This window comes from Methylobacterium sp. J-048 (assembly GCF_022829515.1).
Lineage (GTDB): Bacteria > Pseudomonadota > Alphaproteobacteria > Rhizobiales > Beijerinckiaceae > Methylobacterium.
Window position 1 is genome coordinate 17,399 of record NZ_JAKSYL010000298.1, and the last position, 18,140, is coordinate 35,538.

General features: G+C 70.6%; 20 protein-coding genes and 2 pseudogenes. 12 read left to right on the forward strand and 10 right to left on the reverse strand.

Features of this window, described 5'->3' with window-relative positions:
* Nucleotides 1-9 precede the first annotated feature (9 nt).
* Nucleotides 10-1,644, forward strand: a complete 1,635-nt coding sequence (locus tag MKL09_RS31095) for an alpha-D-glucose phosphate-specific phosphoglucomutase (RefSeq protein WP_244025807.1) — start codon at nt 10-12, stop codon at nt 1,642-1,644.
* Between the two features lie 94 nt (nt 1,645-1,738).
* On the opposite strand, the gene MKL09_RS31100 is transcribed toward MKL09_RS31095, so the two are convergent.
* The 3 genes from MKL09_RS31100 to MKL09_RS31110 form a co-directional block, all read right to left on the reverse strand.
* Nucleotides 1,739-2,113 (reverse strand): VOC family protein, encoded by a 375-nt coding sequence (locus tag MKL09_RS31100; protein WP_244025808.1) that lies wholly within the window; start codon nt 2,111-2,113, stop codon nt 1,739-1,741.
* Between the two features lie 64 nt (nt 2,114-2,177).
* Entirely contained in the window at nt 2,178-2,873 is a 696-nt protein-coding gene (locus tag MKL09_RS31105) for a helix-turn-helix transcriptional regulator (RefSeq protein ID WP_244025809.1), read from the reverse strand.
* Nucleotides 2,874-2,924: 51 nt separating this feature from the next.
* The gene (locus MKL09_RS31110; protein ID WP_244025810.1) at nt 2,925-3,425 is read right to left on the reverse strand and encodes a GNAT family N-acetyltransferase; all 501 of its coding nucleotides are present in this window, start codon (nt 3,423-3,425) and stop codon (nt 2,925-2,927) included.
* A 197-nt stretch (nt 3,426-3,622) separates the two neighbouring features.
* On the opposite strand from MKL09_RS31110, the gene rpsD reads away from it, so the two are divergent.
* Nucleotides 3,623-4,240, forward strand: a complete 618-nt coding sequence (gene rpsD, locus MKL09_RS31115) for a 30S ribosomal protein S4 (protein WP_058190956.1) — start codon at nt 3,623-3,625, stop codon at nt 4,238-4,240.
* A gap of 111 nt (nt 4,241-4,351) precedes the next feature.
* Here the strand turns inward: rpsD and MKL09_RS31120 are convergent, their stop codons facing one another.
* Entirely contained in the window at nt 4,352-4,624 is a 273-nt protein-coding gene (locus MKL09_RS31120) for a hypothetical protein (protein WP_244025811.1), read from the reverse strand.
* On the opposite strand from MKL09_RS31120, the gene MKL09_RS31125 reads away from it, so the two are divergent.
* The gene (locus tag MKL09_RS31125) at nt 4,623-4,781 is read left to right on the forward strand and encodes a hypothetical protein (RefSeq protein ID WP_244025812.1); all 159 of its coding nucleotides are present in this window, start codon (nt 4,623-4,625) and stop codon (nt 4,779-4,781) included. The genes MKL09_RS31120 and MKL09_RS31125 overlap by 2 nt on opposite strands.
* Nucleotides 4,778-5,131 carry a DUF2293 domain-containing protein gene (locus tag MKL09_RS31130; RefSeq protein WP_244025813.1) on the forward strand — a complete coding sequence of 118 codons (354 nt, stop codon included), beginning with the start codon at nt 4,778-4,780 and terminating at the stop codon, nt 5,129-5,131. Before MKL09_RS31125 ends, MKL09_RS31130 begins: the two co-directional genes overlap by 4 nt.
* A 217-nt stretch (nt 5,132-5,348) precedes the next feature.
* On the opposite strand, the gene MKL09_RS31135 is transcribed toward MKL09_RS31130, so the two are convergent.
* The gene (locus MKL09_RS31135; RefSeq protein ID WP_244025814.1) at nt 5,349-6,008 is read right to left on the reverse strand and encodes a hypothetical protein; all 660 of its coding nucleotides are present in this window, start codon (nt 6,006-6,008) and stop codon (nt 5,349-5,351) included.
* Nucleotides 6,009-6,292: 284 nt separating this feature from the next.
* On the opposite strand from MKL09_RS31135, the pseudogene MKL09_RS31140 reads away from it, so the two are divergent.
* Nucleotides 6,293-8,081, forward strand: a pseudogene (locus tag MKL09_RS31140) (ABC transporter ATP-binding protein).
* 114 nt (nt 8,082-8,195) lie between these two features.
* Here MKL09_RS31140 and MKL09_RS31145 read toward each other — a convergent pair.
* The 3 genes and pseudogenes from MKL09_RS31145 to MKL09_RS31155 form a co-directional block, all read right to left on the reverse strand.
* A pseudogene (locus MKL09_RS31145) lies at nt 8,196-8,316 on the reverse strand (IS3 family transposase); the annotation flags it as partial.
* Between the two features lie 134 nt (nt 8,317-8,450).
* Nucleotides 8,451-8,768 (reverse strand): type II toxin-antitoxin system RelE/ParE family toxin, encoded by a 318-nt coding sequence (locus MKL09_RS31150; protein ID WP_313901223.1) that lies wholly within the window; start codon nt 8,766-8,768, stop codon nt 8,451-8,453.
* Nucleotides 8,741-9,028, reverse strand: coding sequence for a type II toxin-antitoxin system ParD family antitoxin (locus MKL09_RS31155; protein WP_244025815.1), 288 nt, complete (start codon nt 9,026-9,028; stop codon nt 8,741-8,743). The genes MKL09_RS31150 and MKL09_RS31155 overlap by 28 nt, the downstream gene beginning before the upstream one ends.
* 377 nt (nt 9,029-9,405) lie before the next feature.
* Here MKL09_RS31155 and MKL09_RS31160 point away from each other — a divergent pair, with 377 nt between their 5' ends.
* The 4 genes from MKL09_RS31160 to MKL09_RS31175 all read left to right on the forward strand — a co-directional run bounded on the left by MKL09_RS31160 (nt 9,406) and on the right by MKL09_RS31175 (nt 12,628).
* A complete protein-coding gene (locus MKL09_RS31160; protein WP_244025816.1) occupies nt 9,406-9,615 on the forward strand; it encodes a molybdopterin-binding protein in 210 nt (69 codons plus the stop codon).
* Between the two features lie 111 nt (nt 9,616-9,726).
* Nucleotides 9,727-10,788 carry a tRNA (adenosine(37)-N6)-threonylcarbamoyltransferase complex transferase subunit TsaD gene (gene tsaD / locus MKL09_RS31165; RefSeq protein ID WP_244025817.1) on the forward strand — a complete coding sequence of 354 codons (1,062 nt, stop codon included), beginning with the start codon at nt 9,727-9,729 and terminating at the stop codon, nt 10,786-10,788.
* Nucleotides 10,785-11,639, forward strand: a complete 855-nt coding sequence (locus tag MKL09_RS31170; RefSeq protein ID WP_244025818.1) for a GNAT family N-acetyltransferase — start codon at nt 10,785-10,787, stop codon at nt 11,637-11,639. The genes tsaD and MKL09_RS31170 overlap by 4 nt, the downstream gene beginning before the upstream one ends.
* A complete protein-coding gene (locus tag MKL09_RS31175; RefSeq protein ID WP_244025819.1) occupies nt 11,636-12,628 on the forward strand; it encodes an NAD(P)H-dependent glycerol-3-phosphate dehydrogenase in 993 nt (330 codons plus the stop codon). The genes MKL09_RS31170 and MKL09_RS31175 overlap by 4 nt, the downstream gene beginning before the upstream one ends.
* Nucleotides 12,629-12,765: 137 nt before the next feature.
* Here the strand turns inward: MKL09_RS31175 and MKL09_RS31180 are convergent, their stop codons facing one another.
* Nucleotides 12,766-13,623 (reverse strand): LysR family transcriptional regulator, encoded by an 858-nt coding sequence (locus MKL09_RS31180; RefSeq protein WP_244025820.1) that lies wholly within the window; start codon nt 13,621-13,623, stop codon nt 12,766-12,768.
* Between the two features lie 103 nt (nt 13,624-13,726).
* Here MKL09_RS31180 and MKL09_RS31185 point away from each other — a divergent pair, with 103 nt between their 5' ends.
* Together MKL09_RS31185 and MKL09_RS31190 are read left to right on the forward strand one after the other, a co-directional pair.
* A complete protein-coding gene (locus MKL09_RS31185) occupies nt 13,727-15,277 on the forward strand; it encodes an MFS transporter (protein ID WP_244025821.1) in 1,551 nt (516 codons plus the stop codon).
* Between the two features lie 90 nt (nt 15,278-15,367).
* Entirely contained in the window at nt 15,368-15,784 is a 417-nt protein-coding gene (locus MKL09_RS31190) for an EVE domain-containing protein (RefSeq protein ID WP_244025822.1), read from the forward strand.
* A 58-nt stretch (nt 15,785-15,842) separates the two neighbouring features.
* Here MKL09_RS31190 and MKL09_RS31195 read toward each other — a convergent pair whose 3' ends face one another.
* A complete protein-coding gene (locus tag MKL09_RS31195; protein WP_244025823.1) occupies nt 15,843-17,378 on the reverse strand; it encodes a sensor histidine kinase in 1,536 nt (511 codons plus the stop codon).
* A 277-nt stretch (nt 17,379-17,655) separates the two neighbouring features.
* Between MKL09_RS31195 and MKL09_RS31200 the strand changes: the two genes are divergently transcribed.
* Nucleotides 17,656-18,111: a (2Fe-2S)-binding protein gene (locus MKL09_RS31200; RefSeq protein ID WP_244025824.1), complete on the forward strand. Its 456-nt coding sequence runs from the start codon at nt 17,656-17,658 to the stop codon at nt 18,109-18,111.
* Nucleotides 18,112-18,140: the final 29 nt, after the last annotated feature.

The following is an 18,140-nucleotide window of genomic DNA, read 5'->3' on the forward strand; positions in this document are numbered from 1 at the left end:
GTCGCCGCGATGCCGACCCCGAAGCACATCGACACCACGCCCTTCCCCGACCAGAAGCCGGGGACCTCCGGGCTGCGCAAGAAGGTGCCGGTGTTCCGGCAGCCGAACTACGTCGAGAACTTCGTCCAGGCGATCTTCGACACCCTGCCCGACAAGGCGGGCGCCACCCTGGTGCTCGGCGGCGACGGGCGCTTCCTCAATCGTGAGGTGGTGCAGAAGACCCTCCGGCTCGCCGCCGGCAACGGCTTCGGCCGGGTGCTGGTCGGGCGCGGCGGCCTGCTCTCCACCCCGGCGGCCTCCTGCGTGATCCGCAAGGCCCGGGCGATCGGCGGCATCATCCTGTCGGCGAGCCACAATCCGGGCGGCCCGGACGGCGATTTCGGCATCAAGTTCAACGCCGCCAATGGTGGCCCGGCCCCTGAGACGGTCACCGATGCGATCTTCGCGCGGGCCAAGGCGCTCACCCGCTACAGCCTGGTCGAGGCCCCGGATCTCGACCTCGACACCCTGGGCGAGATCCGGCTCGGCGCCATGACGGTCGCGATCATCGACCCGGTGGCCGACTACGCCGAACTGATGCGCACGCTGATCGATTTCGACGCGGTGTCCCGCCTGTTCGCCGCGGGCTTCCGCATGCGCTTCGACGCGATGAGCGCGGTGACCGGCCCCTACGCGGTCGCCATCCTGGAAGGCATGCTCGGCGCGCCCGAGGGGACGGTCGTCAACGCTATTCCAAAAGAAGATTTCGGCGGCCATCACCCGGATCCGAACCCGGTCCATTGCCACGACCTGTTCGACCTGATGCAGGGGCCGGACGCCCCGGATTTCGGCGCGGCTTCCGACGGCGACGGCGACCGCAACATGATCGTGGCCCCGGGCCTGTTCGTGACGCCGAGCGACAGCCTCGCGCTGCTCGCCGCCCACGCCCACCGGGCGCCGGGCTATGCGGGCGGCCTGGCCGGCATCGCCCGGTCGATGCCCACGAGCCGCGCCGCCGACCGGGTCGCGGCGGCTTTGGGCATCCAGGCCTACGAGACGCCCACCGGCTGGAAGTTCTTTGGCAATCTGCTCGATGCCGGCCTGATCACCCTGTGCGGCGAGGAGAGCGCCGGCACCGGCTCGAACCACGTGCGCGAGAAGGACGGGCTCTGGGCGGTGCTGCTCTGGCTCAACATCCTGGCCGCCACCGGCGAGCGCGCCGACGCGCTGGTCCGGGCACATTGGCGGACCCATGGCCGCGACTACTATGCCCGCCACGATTACGAGGAGGTGGACTCGGACGCCGCCAACGGCCTGATGGACGCGCTGCGCGAAAAGCTCGCCGGGCTGCCGGGCACGCGGCTGGGCGACCTCACGGTCTCGACGGCCGATGAGTTCGCCTACCGCGATCCCGTCGACGGCTCGCTCACCGAGCGCCAGGGCATCCGGATCAGTTTCGCCGAGGATGCCCGCGTGGTCTTCCGGCTCTCGGGCACCGGCACCGCCGGGGCGACGCTCCGGGTCTATCTGGAGCGCTACGAAGCCGATCCCGCGCGGCTCGATCTGCCCGTCGCCGAGGTGCTGGCCCCGGTCGTGGCGGCGGCCCGCGCCGTCGCGGAGATCGAGCCCCGCACCGGCCGGGCCGAGCCGAGCGTGGTGACCTGACCGGTCCGGGTTTCCAAAGGGCTCGGCCCTTTGGCGGGGTCTCGGGGCGGAGCCCGATAGCAAGGCTCTGCCCTTCACCCACGCCGAAGGTCGCTCATTGATCCTCGGCGCGCGCATAGACCCGCAGGCGATGCCCGTCCGGATCGACGGCGACGAAGCTCCGGCCGAAATCGAGATCGGTGGGCTGCAGCAGGATCTCGGCGCCCTTGGCCCGCCAGTCGTCGTGGATCGCGTCGACGCGTGCGGCCGTGTCCACCCGGAAGCCGATCTCACTGCCGCCGCCCGCCTGCGTGGGGGCCGGTACGATATCGGTCCGCGCCCACAGGCTCAGCGCCAGCCCCGAGGGCAGCGCGAACAGCACGAAGGTCGGGCTCGCCTCGACCGGCTCCCGGCCGAGCAGGCGCGCGTAGAGGCGGATGCTGGCCTCCGGGTTGGTGACGTAGAGAAGGATGTTGGTGGGCTCAGTCATTGGTCGCTCCTGTCGGTGGGGGCGCAACCTCGATATCCGGTGCTCCTGCCAGATTCCGGCAGCATCAGGCCGTGGCGTCGGCGATCCCCTCAGTGCGCCGCCAGTCCTTGAGCAGGGCCTGCCGACGCTTCGGGTAGCGGGTGTCGAGCAGGTCCGCCGCGGCGATCCGGTCGGTGCGGAAATGCCGGAAGCCCTGGCGCAGCTCGCACCAGCCCAGCAGGATGCGGGCGGCGTCGAAGAACGCCAGCGCGAACGGCCAGACGATCCGCTCGGACGTCGCCCCCGCCCCGTCGCGATAGCGGAGCGCCAGCTTGCGCTCGGTCCGGATCGCCTTGCGCAGCAGGGCGGGATCGACCGCCTCAGGTGGGGCGGGCGTGCCGGGGCCGACCAGCAACGCCGACCCCTCGAAGGTCTCGCGCAGGTCGTCGGGCAGGACCGCCCCGATCCGGGCGAGTGCGCTCCGAGCCGCGCCGCTCAGCCGGTCGTCGGCGCGGTCGGCCACCCAGCGCGAGCCCAGGACCAGCGCCTCGATCTCCTCCGGGCTGAACATCAGCGGCGGCAGCAAGAAACCCGGCTTCAGGACGTAGCCGATTCCGGGCTCCCCCGCGATGGACGCCCCCATCGCCTGAAGGCTCGCGATGTCCCGGTAGAGGGTGCGCAGGCTCACGCCGATGTCTTCGGCCAGCACCCGCCCGCTGACCGGACGCCGGTGGCGCCGCAGGGCGTGAAGCAGGTCGAACAGGCGTTCCGAGCGGGACATGGGGTGCATCTACGCCGGCATCGCTGCCAGCGGATGACAGCATCGGCCGGGTCAGTCCCTCTGCGGGGTGCCGGCTGCGAGGTCCTTCACCATGTGCACGATGATGTCGTCGTCCAGCGTCCGGCCCGGGCCGTCATACGGCTCCTCGCGCTCCACCCGGTAGCCGAGGGCGGCGTAGAGGCGCAGGTTCGCCGTGTACTTTTTATTCGTGTAGAGGCGCAGCCGCGAGAGCCCTGCCTCGGCAGCGATCGACTCGGCCTGTGCCAGGAGACCGGTGCCGTAGCCCCTGCCCTGATATTTCGGATGCACCGCCACGTTGACGACCAGCAGATGGTCGCTCTCCTGCGTCGTCTCGAGCAGCGCCGCCAGGTCTTCACCGGAATGCAGCAGGTCGAAGCGGTGGGCCAGCACGGCCTGCGCATAATCGGCCCGCATCGGCGTCGGCAGGCGCCCGATCAGCGGGATCCACTTGGCGTAGGCCGCATCCACCAGCGCCCGGATTGCCGCCGCGTCCGCCGGCTCCGCGCGCCTGATCTCGCCTGTCCCGGCCACCCCAAAAGACCTCCTGTGGTTGACCCGGGCGGGTCCATCCCCTAAAGACCCGGCCGTCGATGGGGCTCCGCACGGGGCCCCGTCGCGTTTTCACGCGCACCCGTGGGCTGGATCCTCCCGCCCTGTCGTCCCGGACCTGAGCGTCCCGGAAAAGGAGGGCGCGTTCCTCAATCTCGGTCACGAGAGGACGCGAAGTCATGTCGAAGCGGATTCAGGCGAAGCACAAGCTCGACCGCCGCATGGGCCAGAACATCTGGGGCCGCCCGAAGAGCCCCGTCAACCGCCGCGAATACGGCCCCGGCCAGCACGGCCAGCGCCGCAAGGGCAAGATGAGCGACTTCGGCACGCAGCTGCGCGCCAAGCAGAAGCTCAAGGGTTATTACGGCAACATCACCGAGAAGCAGTTCCGCCGCTACTACGCCGAGGCGATCCGCCTGCGCGGCGATTCCGGCGAGAACCTGGTCGGCCTGCTCGAGCGGCGCCTGGACGCCGTGGTGTACCGGGCGAAGTTCGTGGCGACCCCGTTCGCGGCGCGCCAGTTCGTCAACCACGGTCACGTCAAGGTCAACGGCATCCGGGTGAACATCCCGAGCTACCAGGTGAAGGCCGGCGACCTCATCGAGGTCAAGGAATCCTCCCGCCAGCTCGAGATCGTCATCGTGGCGACCCAGCTGCCCGAGCGCGACGTTCCGGACTACATCGAGGCCGATCACGCCAAGATGACCGCCCGCGTCACCCGCATCCCCAGCCTGTCCGAGGTGCCCTACCCGGTGCAGATGGAGCCGAACCTCGTCATCGAGTTCTACTCCCGCTGAGTGTTTCGGGATGCGTACCCCGGGGCCGAACCGGCGTCGGGGTGTGCGTCCGGAATTGGACGTGCGAAAAAAGGGGCTGCCCGCAGGGGCGGCCCCTTTGCTTATGCCGGCTCAGCAGCCGTGGCAGATCGTGCCCATCGTGTGGCGCATCTTGCTGTCCCAGGCCTTCGAACGGGCTTCGGCGGCCTTCTGCGCCTTGAGCATCGCGACCTCGTTCACCGGCCGGGACGTGCCCGTGACGGCCGGGCTCGGCGGCTTGGTCTGGCCCGTCGCGGTGATCCGGCGGCCGATCCGGGCGCCGTCCGGATTGGCCGGGCTCTGGGCCAGGGCCGGCGCCGCCCCGAGCAGGACGCTCAGGATCACCGCGTGACGGATCGTTGCCATGGACCTGATCTCCCCGACGGCGGGTTGTCTGCCTGCCCCGCCTCAACTGCCGATGACATTAGTGCCGCATCGGAGCGCGTTGCAATTGGATGCGGCGAGCGCTCTAGCCGCCCGCGGCGGCGAAATCATGGTGCCTGAACCGGAGGCCGCCCGGTGAGCGGCCCCCTGCCCCCACCCCGGAACCGCCGCGAGGCCGTGGCCGAGGCGCTCGCCCGCATCGCCCCGCGCCTGCCCGCCTTCGAGGCCGACGCCACCCTCGACCGGGCGCTGGCGAGCCCGGGCCTGCGCGGCGCCGCTCCCGAGACGGCCGCGCGCCTCGCCCTGGTGACCTATGCCCGCCACGTCTTCACCGATTACGACGACCTCCTGGGCGAGGGCTATGACCGCGACAGCGCCCGACACTTCGTCCTCGACGATCTCAACGCGACGCTGACCGCCTGGGGCGCCGCGCCGATTCCGGAGGAGGAGGAGGCCGAGGCCGATCCGGAGGGCGACGACCCGGGTTAGCGTTTCGTCCCGGTGGCGGGGGTTCGGGATGAGGGAATGGGAAGCCAGCTCTGGGCTCACGCGCGACGATGCCGCCCGACAGCCCGGCACCCGTCGCCGGCACGCTGTCGCGGATCACGATCGCGGTGCCTTTTGGAGGGGCTGCCTCCGACCAAAAGCGGCCTTTCGCACACCCCCCAAACATATGCGTGGCGTTGGCCGGTGATGGGTAAGAAGCTCAAGTTCGAAGCTTTACGTCCAAAATCGTGATACGGCGCGGCCGAAACGCCGACGTTCCGGGCAGGGCAACGGGTTTTGTCTCTCGGACTGTGCGCCAGATTTCTTCGTACAGCGGGCCGAGTTCGTAATCTTCATTCAAGTAAAATTCGAACACGAGATGCTGGCACTGCCAACTTTTATCGGAAGCGCTGACAATTGGATTGTGGCAGAACATAAGATCGATAGAGCGGTTTACTTGAGGCATGAAAGGTGATGCAGGGTGGGTGCTGCGCGTGATTTTGGCCTCAATCAATGTGATGCGATCTTCGCTTTCAGACTTTGAAACGACCCTGACGCCGTCGTTTACAAGGCGATCTCTAATAAAATCTTCAAGCCCGACGAAAATGGGCTGAGCAGGGAATGTCTTGAGCCCGAGAACTCGGCTGGCGGCAAAACGCTTAGCATCGTAATCTCGGTCCTCGTAGACTGCGACAGGCAGAGTACCAGCTTGAACTGGCCGAGCGACGACGGGGGCGTGCGCCAGCCATACGGATGCTGCCGACAAGGCCGCACCACCGAGCGAAAGAATGAGCGTTCGACCCTTCATCGCTCCAGCGTGAACCCCACTGCGTCGGCTTTCCACCCCCAACAGACACGCCGATCGCGCTTCAACCGTCATCTCAACGAGCCGGCTTCCACCGTTGCGAATCGTTTCCGATTCTCCTAGCCTCGTCACCGTCGCGCTCGCTTGAAGGAGGAGGCCGCATGAACACCGTCTATGCCGCTCTCCCCGTAGGAATCGCTGGCGTCGCCGCTCAGGTCGGCTAGCCGCCTTCCGTTCACGCCCGGCCTTTCGGCCCCGGCGTCCCCGAGCCCCCCTCCCGTCTGACCTCGCCGGTCCGCGTCATCGCCGACGCGGAAGCCGCGCCTCTCGGAGCCGACGCCTGCGCGTCGGGCATGTATATGTCTCTGTCCTCTCCCCGGCGGGCGGGCGCGGTCCGCCGCGTCCTCGCCTTCGTCGTCCGCGGTTGGCGCAAGCGCTGGCCCCGCGTCGCCGGCCTCTCCGGCGCGATCACGCTGGCCACCTTCGCGGAGGTGATGCTGCCGCTCTACGCGGGGCGGCTGGTCGACGCGCTCACCGGGCCGGAGCGGCATGCGGCGCTGGAGGCCGCCCTGCCGGCCTTCCTGGCGATGACGGCGCTCGGCCTCGCCACCGCGCTGCTGCGGCACGTGGCCTGGAGCCTCGTGGTGCCGCTCACCCTCCACACCATGAGCGACATGGCCCGGGACGGCTTCGCCCGGGTCCAGCGCTTCTCCACCGAGTGGCACGCCAACACCTTCTCGGGCTCGACCGTCCGAAAGATCTCGCGCGGCATGTGGGCCCTCGACGGGCTCAACGATACGCTGCTGCTGGCGCTGCTGCCCGCCCTGGTCGTGCTCCTGGGCACCGCCCTCGTGCTCGGCCTGCATTGGCCGGTCCTCGGCGCGGTGGTGGCGCTCGGGGCCGCCGCCTATGTCGGCGCGACCGCCCTGCTGGCGACCCGGGTCATCGCCCCCGCGGCCGCGCTCTCGAACGTCCTCGATACGCGGCTCGGCGGCGCCCTGAGCGACGCGATCGGCAACAACGCCGTGGTCAAGGCGTTCGGCGCGGAGGGCCGGGAGGACGCGCGCCTCGGCCGGCTCCTGGCCAAGTGGCAGCGGCGCACGCACCGCACCTGGATGATCATCACCTGGAGCGGCACAGGCCAGCTCGGGCTGCTGCTGGCGCTGCGCACCGCCATCGTCGCCACCGCCCTGTGGCTGTGGTGGCGGGGGGAGGCGAGCCCGGGCGACGTCGCCTACGTGCTCACCACCACCTTCGTGGTGCACGGCTACCTGCGCGAGATCGGCGGCCACATCAACCACCTGCAGCGGGCGGTCAACGAGATGGAGGAGCTGGTCGCCCTGGCGGTCGAGCCCGTCGGCGTCGCCGACCGGCCCGGGGCGGTTCCGCTCGCGGTCGCGGGCGGGACGATCCGCTTCGAGGACGTGCGCTTCCACTACGGCGCCCACGGAAACCCGCTCTACGACGGGCTGTCGGTGACGATTCCGGCGGGCCAGCGGGTCGGGCTGGTCGGCCGCTCGGGCTCGGGCAAGACCACCTTCGTCAAGCTGATCCAGCGGCTCTACGACGTCTCGGGCGGGTGCGTAACTCATCGATGGGCAGGACGTGGCGGCGGCGAGCCAGGCCAGCCTGCGGGCGCAGGTCGCGATCGTGCCCCAGGAGCCGGTGCTGTTCCACCGGTCGCTCGCCGAGAACATCGCCTATGCCCGGCCCGGCGCCTCGGCCGACGACATCGAGCGGGCGGCCCGGCTCGCCAACGCGCACGGCTTCATCGCGCGGCTGCCCAAGGGCTACGCCACGCTGGTGGGCGAGCGCGGCGTCAAGCTGTCGGGCGGCGAGCGCCAGCGGGTGGCGCTGGCCCGCGCCTTCCTGGCGGACGCGCCGATCCTGATCCTCGACGAGGCGACCTCGAGCCTCGACTCGGAGTCCGAGGCCCTGGTGCAGGAGGCGATGGCGCGGCTGATGCACGGGCGCACCGCGCTCGTCATCGCCCACCGGCTGTCGACGGTGCGGGCGCTCGACCGCATCCTCGTGTTCGACCACGGCCGCATCGTCGAGGACGGCCCGCACGCCGCCCTGATGCGCCGCCCGGGCGGGGCCTACCGGGCCCTGTTCGAGCGGCAGTCGGTCCTGGCCGAGAGCGCGTGAGGATCCTGTTCGTCTGCGGCCGGGCCCGCGCCCGCAGCCCAACCGCGGATGTCGTTTTCAGAAAACGCATTCAGCGTTGACCAGAAGCCGCCCTCAGTAGATCAGGCGTTTGGTTTCAGACACGTCCGACTCCTTGCACGCGACGTGCGATACTCTCGCCTTGGGCCGTTTGCACCTCGATCTGGCGCAGCGTCAGTCTCACCTGCTCCGTGCTCGGCTTCTGTCCTCGCTTCATCTCGAACTCCTCCGGTCCAGGCTGATCCTCCCGATCTGCCCGGTCCAAAGCCAGTTGGTCAGGTTACCCCAGACCATCTGATTTCTTCAAGCGATTGCCCTGGTCTTCGCGTTGCTGTCGGTTTGGGAACCTGGTCAGGCAAATCCCCCGTGCGCCGCGAGCGCATCGACATCCCGCGCGCCGTGCAGCACTCGGACGATGACGATTTCGCGCTCGTCGTGCTGATAGTAGATCGCGTAAGCCCGCTCGATTACCACGCGCAGCCCAGGCGCCAGTTGCTCGCGTGAGGGGCCGGCCTGCGGAAAGTCCCGCACGGGCGCACAGGCGGCCTCAATCCGCGCGATCAGGCGATCTGCCATGGCAGGGGAGGCGTCTGCCGCGACATAGGCCCAGATCGCGGCCAGATCGGCTTCCGCCGTCTCGGTTAGGCGGAGGGCGAGCGGTCCGCTAATAGCTTCCTCCCGCGCTCGACGATCCGAGCGGCATCGAAGGTTGTGACCCGGCCGGCGGCGACATCGGCGAGGCCGGCGTCGATGTCGACCTTGAGTGCCGTCAGCTCATCGAGTTGCAACGTGCGTTTCAGCTTCCAGTCGCGCAGCGCAGCCCGGACGACCTCGCTGGTGGACGCATAGTCGCCGGATTCGACGGCCTGTTTGACAACAGCCGCCATTTCGGCCGGCATCGTGACGGTCAGGCGTTCGATCTCGGGCATGGTGTCTCTCTCGGCAAGAAATCATACTTTATCATACTTGATATGATAATTCCAGTCTGATTGACACTGGCACAGGCTGTTCATCCGGCATCGTGACGGCGGCGGATTATGTTGCCGATTTCAGAAGACACGTTCAGTGTCGACCAAAAGCCGTCTCCAAGAACTCGGGCGTTCTGTCTGGTTTGGGGGTGGTTGATCTGAGCGACGCCATCGCTGCATACGGCCGATGCGCGAGGGCCGTCGATCGAGCGCGTTCGCTTGCACCGGGCCAGCCTCCGTGCCGGCGGCGCGCCCGGGTGGTCGCGCCGGTCCGCGCCATGCTGTAGGAGACCGCCGGATGCCGCCCGGTGCGGCCCGAAGGAGCTTGGCAGCACACCATGAAGATCAGCGCGCGCAACGTCATCAAGGGCACGGTGGTCTCGGTCGACAAGGGGGCGACCACGGCCCATGTGAAGATCGAGATCAGCCCCGGCCAGGTGATCACCGCCTCGATCACCAACGAGGCGGTCGATTCGCTCAAGCTCGTGGCCGGCGGCCCGGCCTACGCGGTGGTGAAGGCCTCCGACGTGATGATCGCGGTCGACTGAGCCTTCCACGGGTGTCCGGGCGGCCATTGCACCCGCTCGGCGCCCGGATTACCCCGGTCCGGCAGGCTCTCGGGCGGGGGCGTGCAGGTCCGTTGATCGAGGGATTGGCCCGTGAAGACCGTGCTCGGCATCGAGACCACCTGCGACGAGACCGCCGCTGCCGTGGTGTCCGTCGATGAGGGCGAACTCGGGCAGATCCGTGCCAACGAGATTCTGAGCCAGATCGCCGAGCATGCCGCCTATGGCGGCGTCGTGCCCGAGATCGCCGCCCGCGCCCATGTCGAGGTGCTCGACCGGCTGATCGCCCGCGCCCTCGACAAGGCCGGGATCGGGTTCCCGGATCTCGACGGGATCGCGGTGGCGGCCGGGCCCGGGCTGATCGGCGGCGTGCTGGTCGGCCTCGTCACCGCCAAGACCCTGGCGCTGGTGACCCGCAAGCCGCTGCTCGCCGTGAACCACCTCGAGGCCCACGCGCTGACCGCGCGGCTGACAGACAACCTGCCCTTCCCGTACCTGCTGCTGCTGGCCTCCGGCGGCCACACCCAGCTCGTCGCCGTGCGCGGGGTCGGCGATTACGTCCGGCTCGGCTCGACGGTGGACGACGCCATCGGCGAGGCCTTCGACAAGGCGGCCAAGCTGCTGGGCCTCGGCTATCCCGGCGGCCCTGAGGTCGAGCGCATGGCCGAATCGGGCGATCCCGAGCGCTTCGCCCTGCCCCGGCCGATGCTGGGCCGGCGCGAGGCCGATTTCTCCCTCTCGGGCCTCAAGACCGCCCTGCGGATCGAGGCCGAGCGGATCGCTCCGCTCGCCGAGCGCGACGTCGCCGACCTGTGCGCGAGCTTCCAGGCCGCGGTGGTCGACGTGGTGGTGGACCGCGCCCGGGTCGCCCTGCGCGCCTTCTCGGGCGTCGCCGGCCGGCCCACCGCCCTGGTGGCGGCGGGGGGCGTCTCGGCCAACGGTGCGATCCGGCGGGCGCTCGCGGCGTTGGCCGGCGAGGCCGGCCTCGGCTTCGTCGCCCCGCCCCTGCCGCTCTGCGGCGACAACGGCGCCATGATCGCCTGGGCCGGGCTGGAGCGGCTGCGGCTCGGGCTCGTGGATGACCTGACCGCCCCGGCCCGCCCCCGCTGGCCGCTCGCGGCCGACCCGGCCCGGGACGCGGTCCCGGCCGGATGAGCGCGGCCGCGGATCGGCGCGCGCATTGGCGGGATCTCGTCGCGGGCCGCCTGCCCGAGGCCGCCCGGCCCGGCTGGCCGGTCCATCTCGACCATTGCTTCGCCCGCATCCTCCTCGACACTGCCTGCGGCGGCCCCTGGCGCGACAGCGTGGCCCCGCCCGCCCACGCCAACATGCCGGCCGACGGCCTGGAGCACGCGATCGCCCTCGGCGAGGCCGTGCTCGCCGGCACCGCCGACCTCGCCCTGCTGAACCGGCGCTCCCTCGCCTGGCGCGGCAAGATCGCCATCGCCCCGGTGCCCGACGGCCTCCGGGACGGCGACCTGCTGCTGCGCCGCTGGCGCCCGGCGGATACGGCCCCGTTCGCGGCGCTCAACGCCGACCCGGCGGTGATGGAATTCTTCCCCCGGCCGCGGACGGAGCCGGAGAGCGCCGCCGAGGCGGGCAGCTACGACCGGCGCTTCGTGGCGGACGGGTTCGGCCCCTGGGCTCTGGAGCGGGACGGCCGGTTCGTCGGCTTCGTCGGCGCCTTCCGGATCATGCGGGCCATGCCGTTCCCGGGGGGCGAGCGGATCGGCGCGACGGTCGAGCTGGGCTGGCGCCTCGCCCGGGACGCCTGGGGCCACGGGCTGGCCACCCGGGCCGCGCGGCTGACGCTGGCCGACCTCGTCGGGCGCTGCGGTATCCGCGCCGTCGTGGCGTATACCGCGTCCGGCAATCGCCGCTCGCAGGCGGTGATGGAGCGCCTCGGCATGGTCCGGGCGGAGACTTTTTCGCATCCGGCGGTGCCCGAGGGGCCGCTGCGCAGCCACGTGCTCTATCGGCTCGAACCCGCGGAGATTTCGGCATGAGCGCGCCCATCAACGTCGTCGGCGGCGGCGCCTGGGGGACGGCGCTCGCCAACGCGGCCGCCGCCGCCGGGCACCCGGTCTCGCTCTGGCTACGCGACCCGGACGCCGCCGCCAGGCTCGAGGCCGAGCGGGAGAATCCACGCTACCTGCCAGGCGTGCCGCTCCATGCCCGGATCGCCGCGACGGCGCAGCCTGAAAAACTTGCGGGCGCCCGGGCGACCCTGCTGGTCGTGCCGGCCCAGACCGTGCGCGGCGTGCTGGAGAGCTTGCGCGAGCCCCTGGCCTCGGCCGGGCCGGTGATCCTCTGCGCCAAGGGGATCGAGCGCGGCACCGACAGCTTTCTGAGCGCGGTGGCCGAAGCGGTCCTGCCGCCGGGAACGCCGGTGGCGGTCCTGTCCGGCCCGAGCTTCGCGGCCGACGTCGCCCGCGGCCTGCCCACCGCCGTCACCCTGGCGGCGGCCGATCCCGGGCTCGCCGCCACGCTGAGCGCGCTGCTCTCGGGGCCGAGCTTCCGGCTCTATCACACCGACGACGTGCGCGGCGTCGAGATCGGCGGCGCCGGCAAGAATGTGCTCGCCATCGCCTGCGGGATCGTGGCGGGCCGCGGGCTGGGCGAGAGCGCCCGGGCGGCCCTGATCGCCCGCGCCTTCGCCGAGCTGATGCGCTTCGCCCGCGCCTTCGGGGGCCGGCCCGAGACCCTGATGGGCCTCTCGGGCCTGGGCGACCTCGTGCTCACCGCCTCCTCGCCGCAATCGCGCAACTTCGCCTTCGGCCAGCGCCTCGGCGCCGGGGCGAGCCCGGAGGACGCCGCAGGCGGCAAGCTCGCCGAGGGCGCTTTCACGGCGACCGCCCTGGCCGGCCTGGCGGCGGCAAGGGGCATCGAGATGCCGGTGGCCCAGGCCGTGGCCGCGATCGTGGCCGGCCAAGCCGGCGTCGAGGACGTGATCGCCGGCCTGCTGGCCCGGCCGCTGCGCGGCGAGACCGATTAGGGTTTCAAATGGTCCGGGACCTTTTGCGGGACCAGGGCAGAGCCCTGGTCCCCCGGAAAGGTGTCTCAGGGGCTCCGCCCCCGAACCCCGCCAAAGGGCTGAGCCCTTTGGGAACCCATGTTCCTCGTACGAGCGTCCTAACCCCTCCGGTGCTCGCGGAACGCCGCCGTGATCGCCCGGAGCGCATCCTTGCTGCGCGAGTCGGTGAGGGACGAGTGCAGCACGAGGGCGAGCGAGGGGATCGGCGGCAGGCCCAGCGCGTCGCCGACATCGATCACATCCGCCGGGGCGAGCCGGCGCGGGAAGGCCGAGACCGCTAGGCCGGCCGACAGGGCGGCGCTGATCGCCGCGGTGCCGCCGACGAACACCTCCGTCCAGGGGATCGCAGCCCGGTCCAGGAGCTGGATGGCGACGTCCCGGACGGAGCAGCAGGGCGAGGTCGCGGCCAGCCGCAGCGTCTCGCCGGCCCGATGCTCGAAATGCGGCGCCGCGAACCAGCCGAAATGCTCCGGCCCGAGGATGTCGCCGTCGCGCCGGTCGTCGTCGCTGCGGATGATCGCCGCGTCCAGCGTGCCGGCCTCGAACCCGTCGAGCAGGGGGCGGGCGTTGTCGAGCAGCACCTCGATCGCCAGCGCCGGGTCGAGGGATTTCAGCCGGGCGAGCAGGCCCGGCACCTCCGGACCCATGACGTGGGCGGCGATTCCGAGCCGGAACCGGCGGCGCGGCTCAGCGAGACCCGCCACCGCGCGCTCATGCGCGGCCAAAAACTCCCGCGCCGAGCCGATGAAGATCTCGCCCTGTGCCGAGAGCCGGACCTGACGGGGCGTGCGCTCGATCAGCCGCTGGCCGAGCCGGTCCTCCAGCCGCCGCAGCTTCACGCTGACGGCGCCCTGCGTCACCCCGAGCGCCTCGGCGGCGCGGGTGAAGCTCCGGTGATCCGCGACCGTCACGAAGGTCCGGACGGCGTCGACATCGAGGGTGACCACGCGGCCCATCCATTTCTGTCATCACTGAAATAGGATGCCATTCGATTGTGTTGTGATCAACCGCGCGCCAGGCTCCGCCGCATCCTCGTATCACCCGCGGAGGTGCGGATTCATGACGAGCAAGCTTGATGGCCTCCAAGACCTTCCGGATTCCCTGCGCGGGGCCGGTCCGGATCTTGTTCACGTCGATCGCAAGACTGGAAATAGCCTGGCTCTGACGGCGATCTGCCTGTCGGCGCTGATGCTGGGGCTGGAGATCTCCAGCATCCCGTCGATCCTGCCGACCCTGGAGCAGGTCCTGGGGGCCGATTTCCGGCAGCTCCAGTGGATCATGAACGCCTACACGGTGGCGATGACCACCTGCCTGATGGCCATGGGCACCCTGGCCGACCGGTTCGGCCGAAGGCGGGTTTTCTTGATCGGCGTGGCGGCGTTCGGGGCGGCCTCCCTCGTCTGCGGGCTGGCGCCGAGCGCCCCGGTGCTGATCGCGGCCCGGTTCTTCCAAGGATCGAGCGCCGCCGCGATGCTGGCCTGCCAGACCGCCGTGCTGTCGCACCAGTTCCGGGACGGGCCCGAGCGCGGGACGGCCTTCGGTTGGTGGGGGATCGTGTTCGGCTTCGGTCTCGGCTTCGGCCCGCTGGTCGGCGGCGTCACGGTCGCGGCCCTCAGCTGGGAATGGGTTTTTTGGGTCCACGTCCTGCTGGCGCTGGTCACCCTGGGCCTGGCCCGGGCCGGACTGGTCGAATCCGCCGATCCCCAGGCCCGGCGCGTCGACTTCGCCGGGATCGCGACGCTGTCGTTCGCGGTGTTCAGCCTGGTCTACCTGATCATCCGAGGGCAGGCGCTGCGCCTGGACGATCCGGTGAGCCTGCTGGCGCTCGCCGGCGCCGTCAGCCTCGCGGCGTTCGTCGTCGTGGAGACCCGGGCGGCGCGGCCGATGTTCGACTTCGCGGCGTTCCGGAACCGGCGCTTCGCGGGCGCCCTGCTCGGATCGAGCGCCATGAACTTCAGCTTCTGGCCGTTCGTGATCTACCTGCCGATCTATGTCCAGGCAGTGTTGGGCTACGACAGCGTCACCGCGGGCCTCGTCCTCCTGGCCTATACGCTGCCGACCCTGGTGGTGCCGCCGTTCGCCGAGCGGCTGCTCCTGCGCCACGGCCCGGGCCTGGTCATTCCGCTCGGCCTGTTCACCCTCGGCGCCGGCTTCCTGCTGATGCGGCTGGCTGCCACCGGCGCGCAGGCAAGCGGGCTGACGCTGCTGCCCGGCTGCATCCTCGCCGGCACCGGGCTCGGCCTCACCAACACGCCGGTCACTAACACCGCCACGGGCGCCCTGCCCCCGGAGCGCGCCGGGATGGCCTCGGGCATGGACATGAGCGCGCGGATGATCGCGCTCGCCGTCAACATCGCCCTGATGGGCTTCATCCTGCTCCAGGGCGTCCGGTCCGGCTTCGGCGCGCTGGCGCAGGGGACGGCGCTCGACGCCCTCGCGGAGGCGGTCGCCGCCGGCAACCTCGCCGTCGCCGGGGCCGCAGACCTCACCGAGTCGGTCGCCCGGCAGGCGCTGGTTCGGGGCTTCGCGTGGGTGATGCTGTATGGCGGGCTCTGCGCCTGGGCCTTCGCGGGCCTCAGCCGGATCGTGCTCGGCCGCAACGGACGGTGAACCGCCGCCGAAGGGGCCTGTCCGCATCGGGGACAGCTGCGCTATGGGGGCCGTGCCGCCGCGACGGGGCGGCCCTCGAGAGACGGCGTGATGGCGTACTGGCTGTTCAAATCCGAGCCCGCGACCTGGTCGTGGGCGCAGCAGGTCGAGGCCGGCGCGGCCGGGACGCACTGGAACGGCGTGCGCAACCACCTCGCCAAGAAGCACCTGATGGCCATGCAGGTCGGCGAGCGGGGCTTCTTCTACCACTCGAACGAGGGCAAGGCGGTGGTCGGCATCGTGGAAGTGATCCGGCCCTACTACCCCGACCACACCGACGAGACCGGCCGCTTCGGCATGGTCGACGTGAAGGCCGTCGAGGCCCTGCCCCGGCCGGTGACGCTGGACGCGATCAAGGCCGATCCGGCACTCGCCGACATGGTGCTGGTCAACAATTCGCGCCTGTCGGTGCAGCCGGTGACCGAGGCCGAATGGAACCGCATCCGCGCCCTGGCCGAGACCCCGTAAGGTCCCGGTTTCAAAAGGTCGTCGACCTTTTGCGGGTCCAGGGCGGAGCCCTGGTGTCTCAGGCGGCGCGGTTGAAGGCGTTGCGGGCCGGTACGAAGGCGTCGGCGCCGACATCGACCGGCGGCAGCGTGTCCATCACCCGGGAGGCCGGCAGGGTGACGATCACCTCGGTGCCCTCGCGCGGCCGCGACGACAGCTGGAACTGGCCGCCGTGGAGCTCCACCAGCCCCTTCACGATCGGCAGGCCGAGGCCCGAGCCCTGCTCGGCGGTCTTGATCGCCAGGGAGCCGCGGCCGAACGAGGACATCACCGTGCCCAGCTCGTCCTCGGGGATGCCGGGGCCGCTGTCCTTCACCGAGACGTACTGGCCGCCCGAGGCGGTCCAGCCGACCTTCAGCCAGATCTCGCCGCCCGGCGGCGTGAACTTCACCGCGTTCGACAGCAGGTTGAGCACGATCTGGCGCAGCGCCCGCTCGTCGGCCCAGAGCCGCGGCAGCGAGCCATCGACGAGGTCGTGGAAGGTCTGGTTCTTCGCCTTGGCGCGCAGGCCCATCATGTGGCGGCACTCCTCAACGATGTGGGCGAGCTGCACCGCCTCCTCGTTGAGCTCGTAGCGGCCAGCCTCGATGCGCGACAGGTCGAGGATCTCGTTGATCAGGTTGAGGAGGTGCATCCCGCTGTCGTGGATGTCGTTCGAGTATTCCCGGTAGGACGGCGCCGTGTGGATGCCGAACACCTCGTTCTTCATCACCTCCGAGAAGCCCAGGATGGCGTTGAGCGGCGTGCGCAGCTCGTGGCTCATGGTGGCGAGGAAGCGGGATTTGGCGAGGTTCGCCTCCTCGGCGCGGCGGCGCGCCTCGTCGGAATTGGCCTTGGCCTGCTCCAGCTCGCCGAACACCGCATCCTTCTCGGCCCGCGAGCGCAGGGCGCCCACCGTCGAGGCGTAGAGGCGGCGGGCCAGCCCGAGGAAGAACAGCTGCGCGCCGGCGGCCATCAGCACCAGCAGCAGCGCCTCCATGCCCTTGGAGCAGGCGGCGAGCGACGCGGTGGCGAGGACCAGCGGCACCAGCGCGGCGACCGCCGCCACCGGCACGGTCGCGGCCAGCATGGTCGAGACCGCGGCCGCGATGACGAGGCCGAACAGCGCGAAGGTCCAGCCGCCGGTGGTGCCGAGCCCGATCATCGCGGACCACGACAGGCTCTGCAGGACCTCGCCGATCAGGAAGCGGTTGCGCCAGCGGGCGAGCGGGATCGTCGCCGCGTCGGCGCGCAGGAAGCTCCGGCTCAGCGTGGTGTTGAGCGTGATCATCAGGATCGCGCCGAGCGCCCAGAGCGCGGCCACGACCGGGGCGATCCAGAAGGTCGCCGCCGTGGCGAGGGTGACCGCGAACAGCACCAGCGGGATGCCGGCCCCGGCCCGATACTGGGCGTAATGGCGCAGCAGTTCGTGGTCGAAGGCCCGCTCCAGGCCGGTCTGCGAGGTCAGCTTCTCGCGCGCCGAGCGGATCTCGCGGGCGACTCCGAGGCGCCGCGCGGCTTCCTCCGTCGAGGGGCCGCGACCGCGCTGCACCATCTCGACGGTGAGATCGGACATGGGTCTCTTGAAACTCGGCTCGAACGCGGCGGCGAGGCAGCTGGGCAGGGGGTGATCGCGCCAGGATGGGGCGGATGTCTTAAGAAGCGGCTGCCGGCATTGGTCGGATCTTACGCATCGGCGTCGGTTTCGCGGCGGCCGGCACTCCTTGCGTCCGTGCGCTGCCACACATCGTTGGCGTTGGGATGCCCGCTACGGTAGAACATGCACGTGGCGGGGCCGAGTGCCGCGATCCGGTGCGCGCCGGCTTCCGCGTGTCGACCGAGGGCCGCCGACCATGCCGAAGCTCACCGTCAACGGCGTCACCCACGAGGTCGACGCCGACCCGGACATGCCGCTGCTCTGGGTGCTGCGCGACCGCCTCGACGCCACCGGCACCAAGTACGGCTGCGGCATCGCCCAGTGCGGCGCCTGCACGGTCCATCTCGACGGGCAGCCGGTGCGGTCCTGCCAGACCAAGGTCGGCGATGTCGGCACCGCCCGGGTGACGACCATCGAAGGCGTGTCCGGCCGGGTGGCCGAGGCCGTCCAGGCCGCGTGGCGCAAGCTCGACGTCGTGCAGTGCGGCTACTGCCAGTCCGGTCAGATCATGTCGGCGATCGGGCTCCTGTCGGGCAACGCCAAGCCCAGCGACACCGATATCGACGGCGCCATGGACGGCAACATCTGCCGCTGCGGCACCTACCAGCGCATCCGCGCCGCGATCCACGAGGCCGCGCGCGATCTCGCCTGACACCGAACACCCCTTCCCGCGGTCCTGAC

What these genes read in the sequence shown, in the direction of transcription:
- MKL09_RS31095 (WP_244025807.1), top strand. Translation starts at nt 10, where the DNA reads ATGCCGACCCCGAAGCACATCGACACCACGCCCTTCCCCGACCAGAAG.
- MKL09_RS31100 (WP_244025808.1), bottom strand. Translation starts at nt 2,113, where the DNA reads ATGACTGAGCCCACCAACATCCTTCTCTACGTCACCAACCCGGAGGCC.
- MKL09_RS31105 (WP_244025809.1), bottom strand. Translation starts at nt 2,873, where the DNA reads ATGTCCCGCTCGGAACGCCTGTTCGACCTGCTTCACGCCCTGCGGCGC.
- rpsD (WP_058190956.1), top strand. Translation starts at nt 3,623, where the DNA reads ATGTCGAAGCGGATTCAGGCGAAGCACAAGCTCGACCGCCGCATGGGC.
- MKL09_RS31125 (WP_244025812.1), top strand. Translation starts at nt 4,623, where the DNA reads ATGGACCTGATCTCCCCGACGGCGGGTTGTCTGCCTGCCCCGCCTCAA.
- MKL09_RS31120 (WP_244025811.1), bottom strand. Translation starts at nt 4,624, where the DNA reads ATGGCAACGATCCGTCACGCGGTGATCCTGAGCGTCCTGCTCGGGGCG.
- MKL09_RS31135 (WP_244025814.1), bottom strand. Translation starts at nt 6,008, where the DNA reads ATGACGGTTGAAGCGCGATCGGCGTGTCTGTTGGGGGTGGAAAGCCGA.
- MKL09_RS31155 (WP_244025815.1), bottom strand. Translation starts at nt 9,028, where the DNA reads ATGCCCGAGATCGAACGCCTGACCGTCACGATGCCGGCCGAAATGGCG.
- MKL09_RS31160 (WP_244025816.1), top strand. Translation starts at nt 9,406, where the DNA reads ATGAAGATCAGCGCGCGCAACGTCATCAAGGGCACGGTGGTCTCGGTC.
- MKL09_RS31170 (WP_244025818.1), top strand. Translation starts at nt 10,785, where the DNA reads ATGAGCGCGGCCGCGGATCGGCGCGCGCATTGGCGGGATCTCGTCGCG.
- MKL09_RS31175 (WP_244025819.1), top strand. Translation starts at nt 11,636, where the DNA reads ATGAGCGCGCCCATCAACGTCGTCGGCGGCGGCGCCTGGGGGACGGCG.
- MKL09_RS31180 (WP_244025820.1), bottom strand. Translation starts at nt 13,623, where the DNA reads ATGGGCCGCGTGGTCACCCTCGATGTCGACGCCGTCCGGACCTTCGTG.
- MKL09_RS31185 (WP_244025821.1), top strand. Translation starts at nt 13,727, where the DNA reads ATGACGAGCAAGCTTGATGGCCTCCAAGACCTTCCGGATTCCCTGCGC.
- MKL09_RS31190 (WP_244025822.1), top strand. Translation starts at nt 15,368, where the DNA reads ATGGCGTACTGGCTGTTCAAATCCGAGCCCGCGACCTGGTCGTGGGCG.
- MKL09_RS31195 (WP_244025823.1), bottom strand. Translation starts at nt 17,378, where the DNA reads ATGTCCGATCTCACCGTCGAGATGGTGCAGCGCGGTCGCGGCCCCTCG.
- MKL09_RS31200 (WP_244025824.1), top strand. Translation starts at nt 17,656, where the DNA reads ATGCCGAAGCTCACCGTCAACGGCGTCACCCACGAGGTCGACGCCGAC.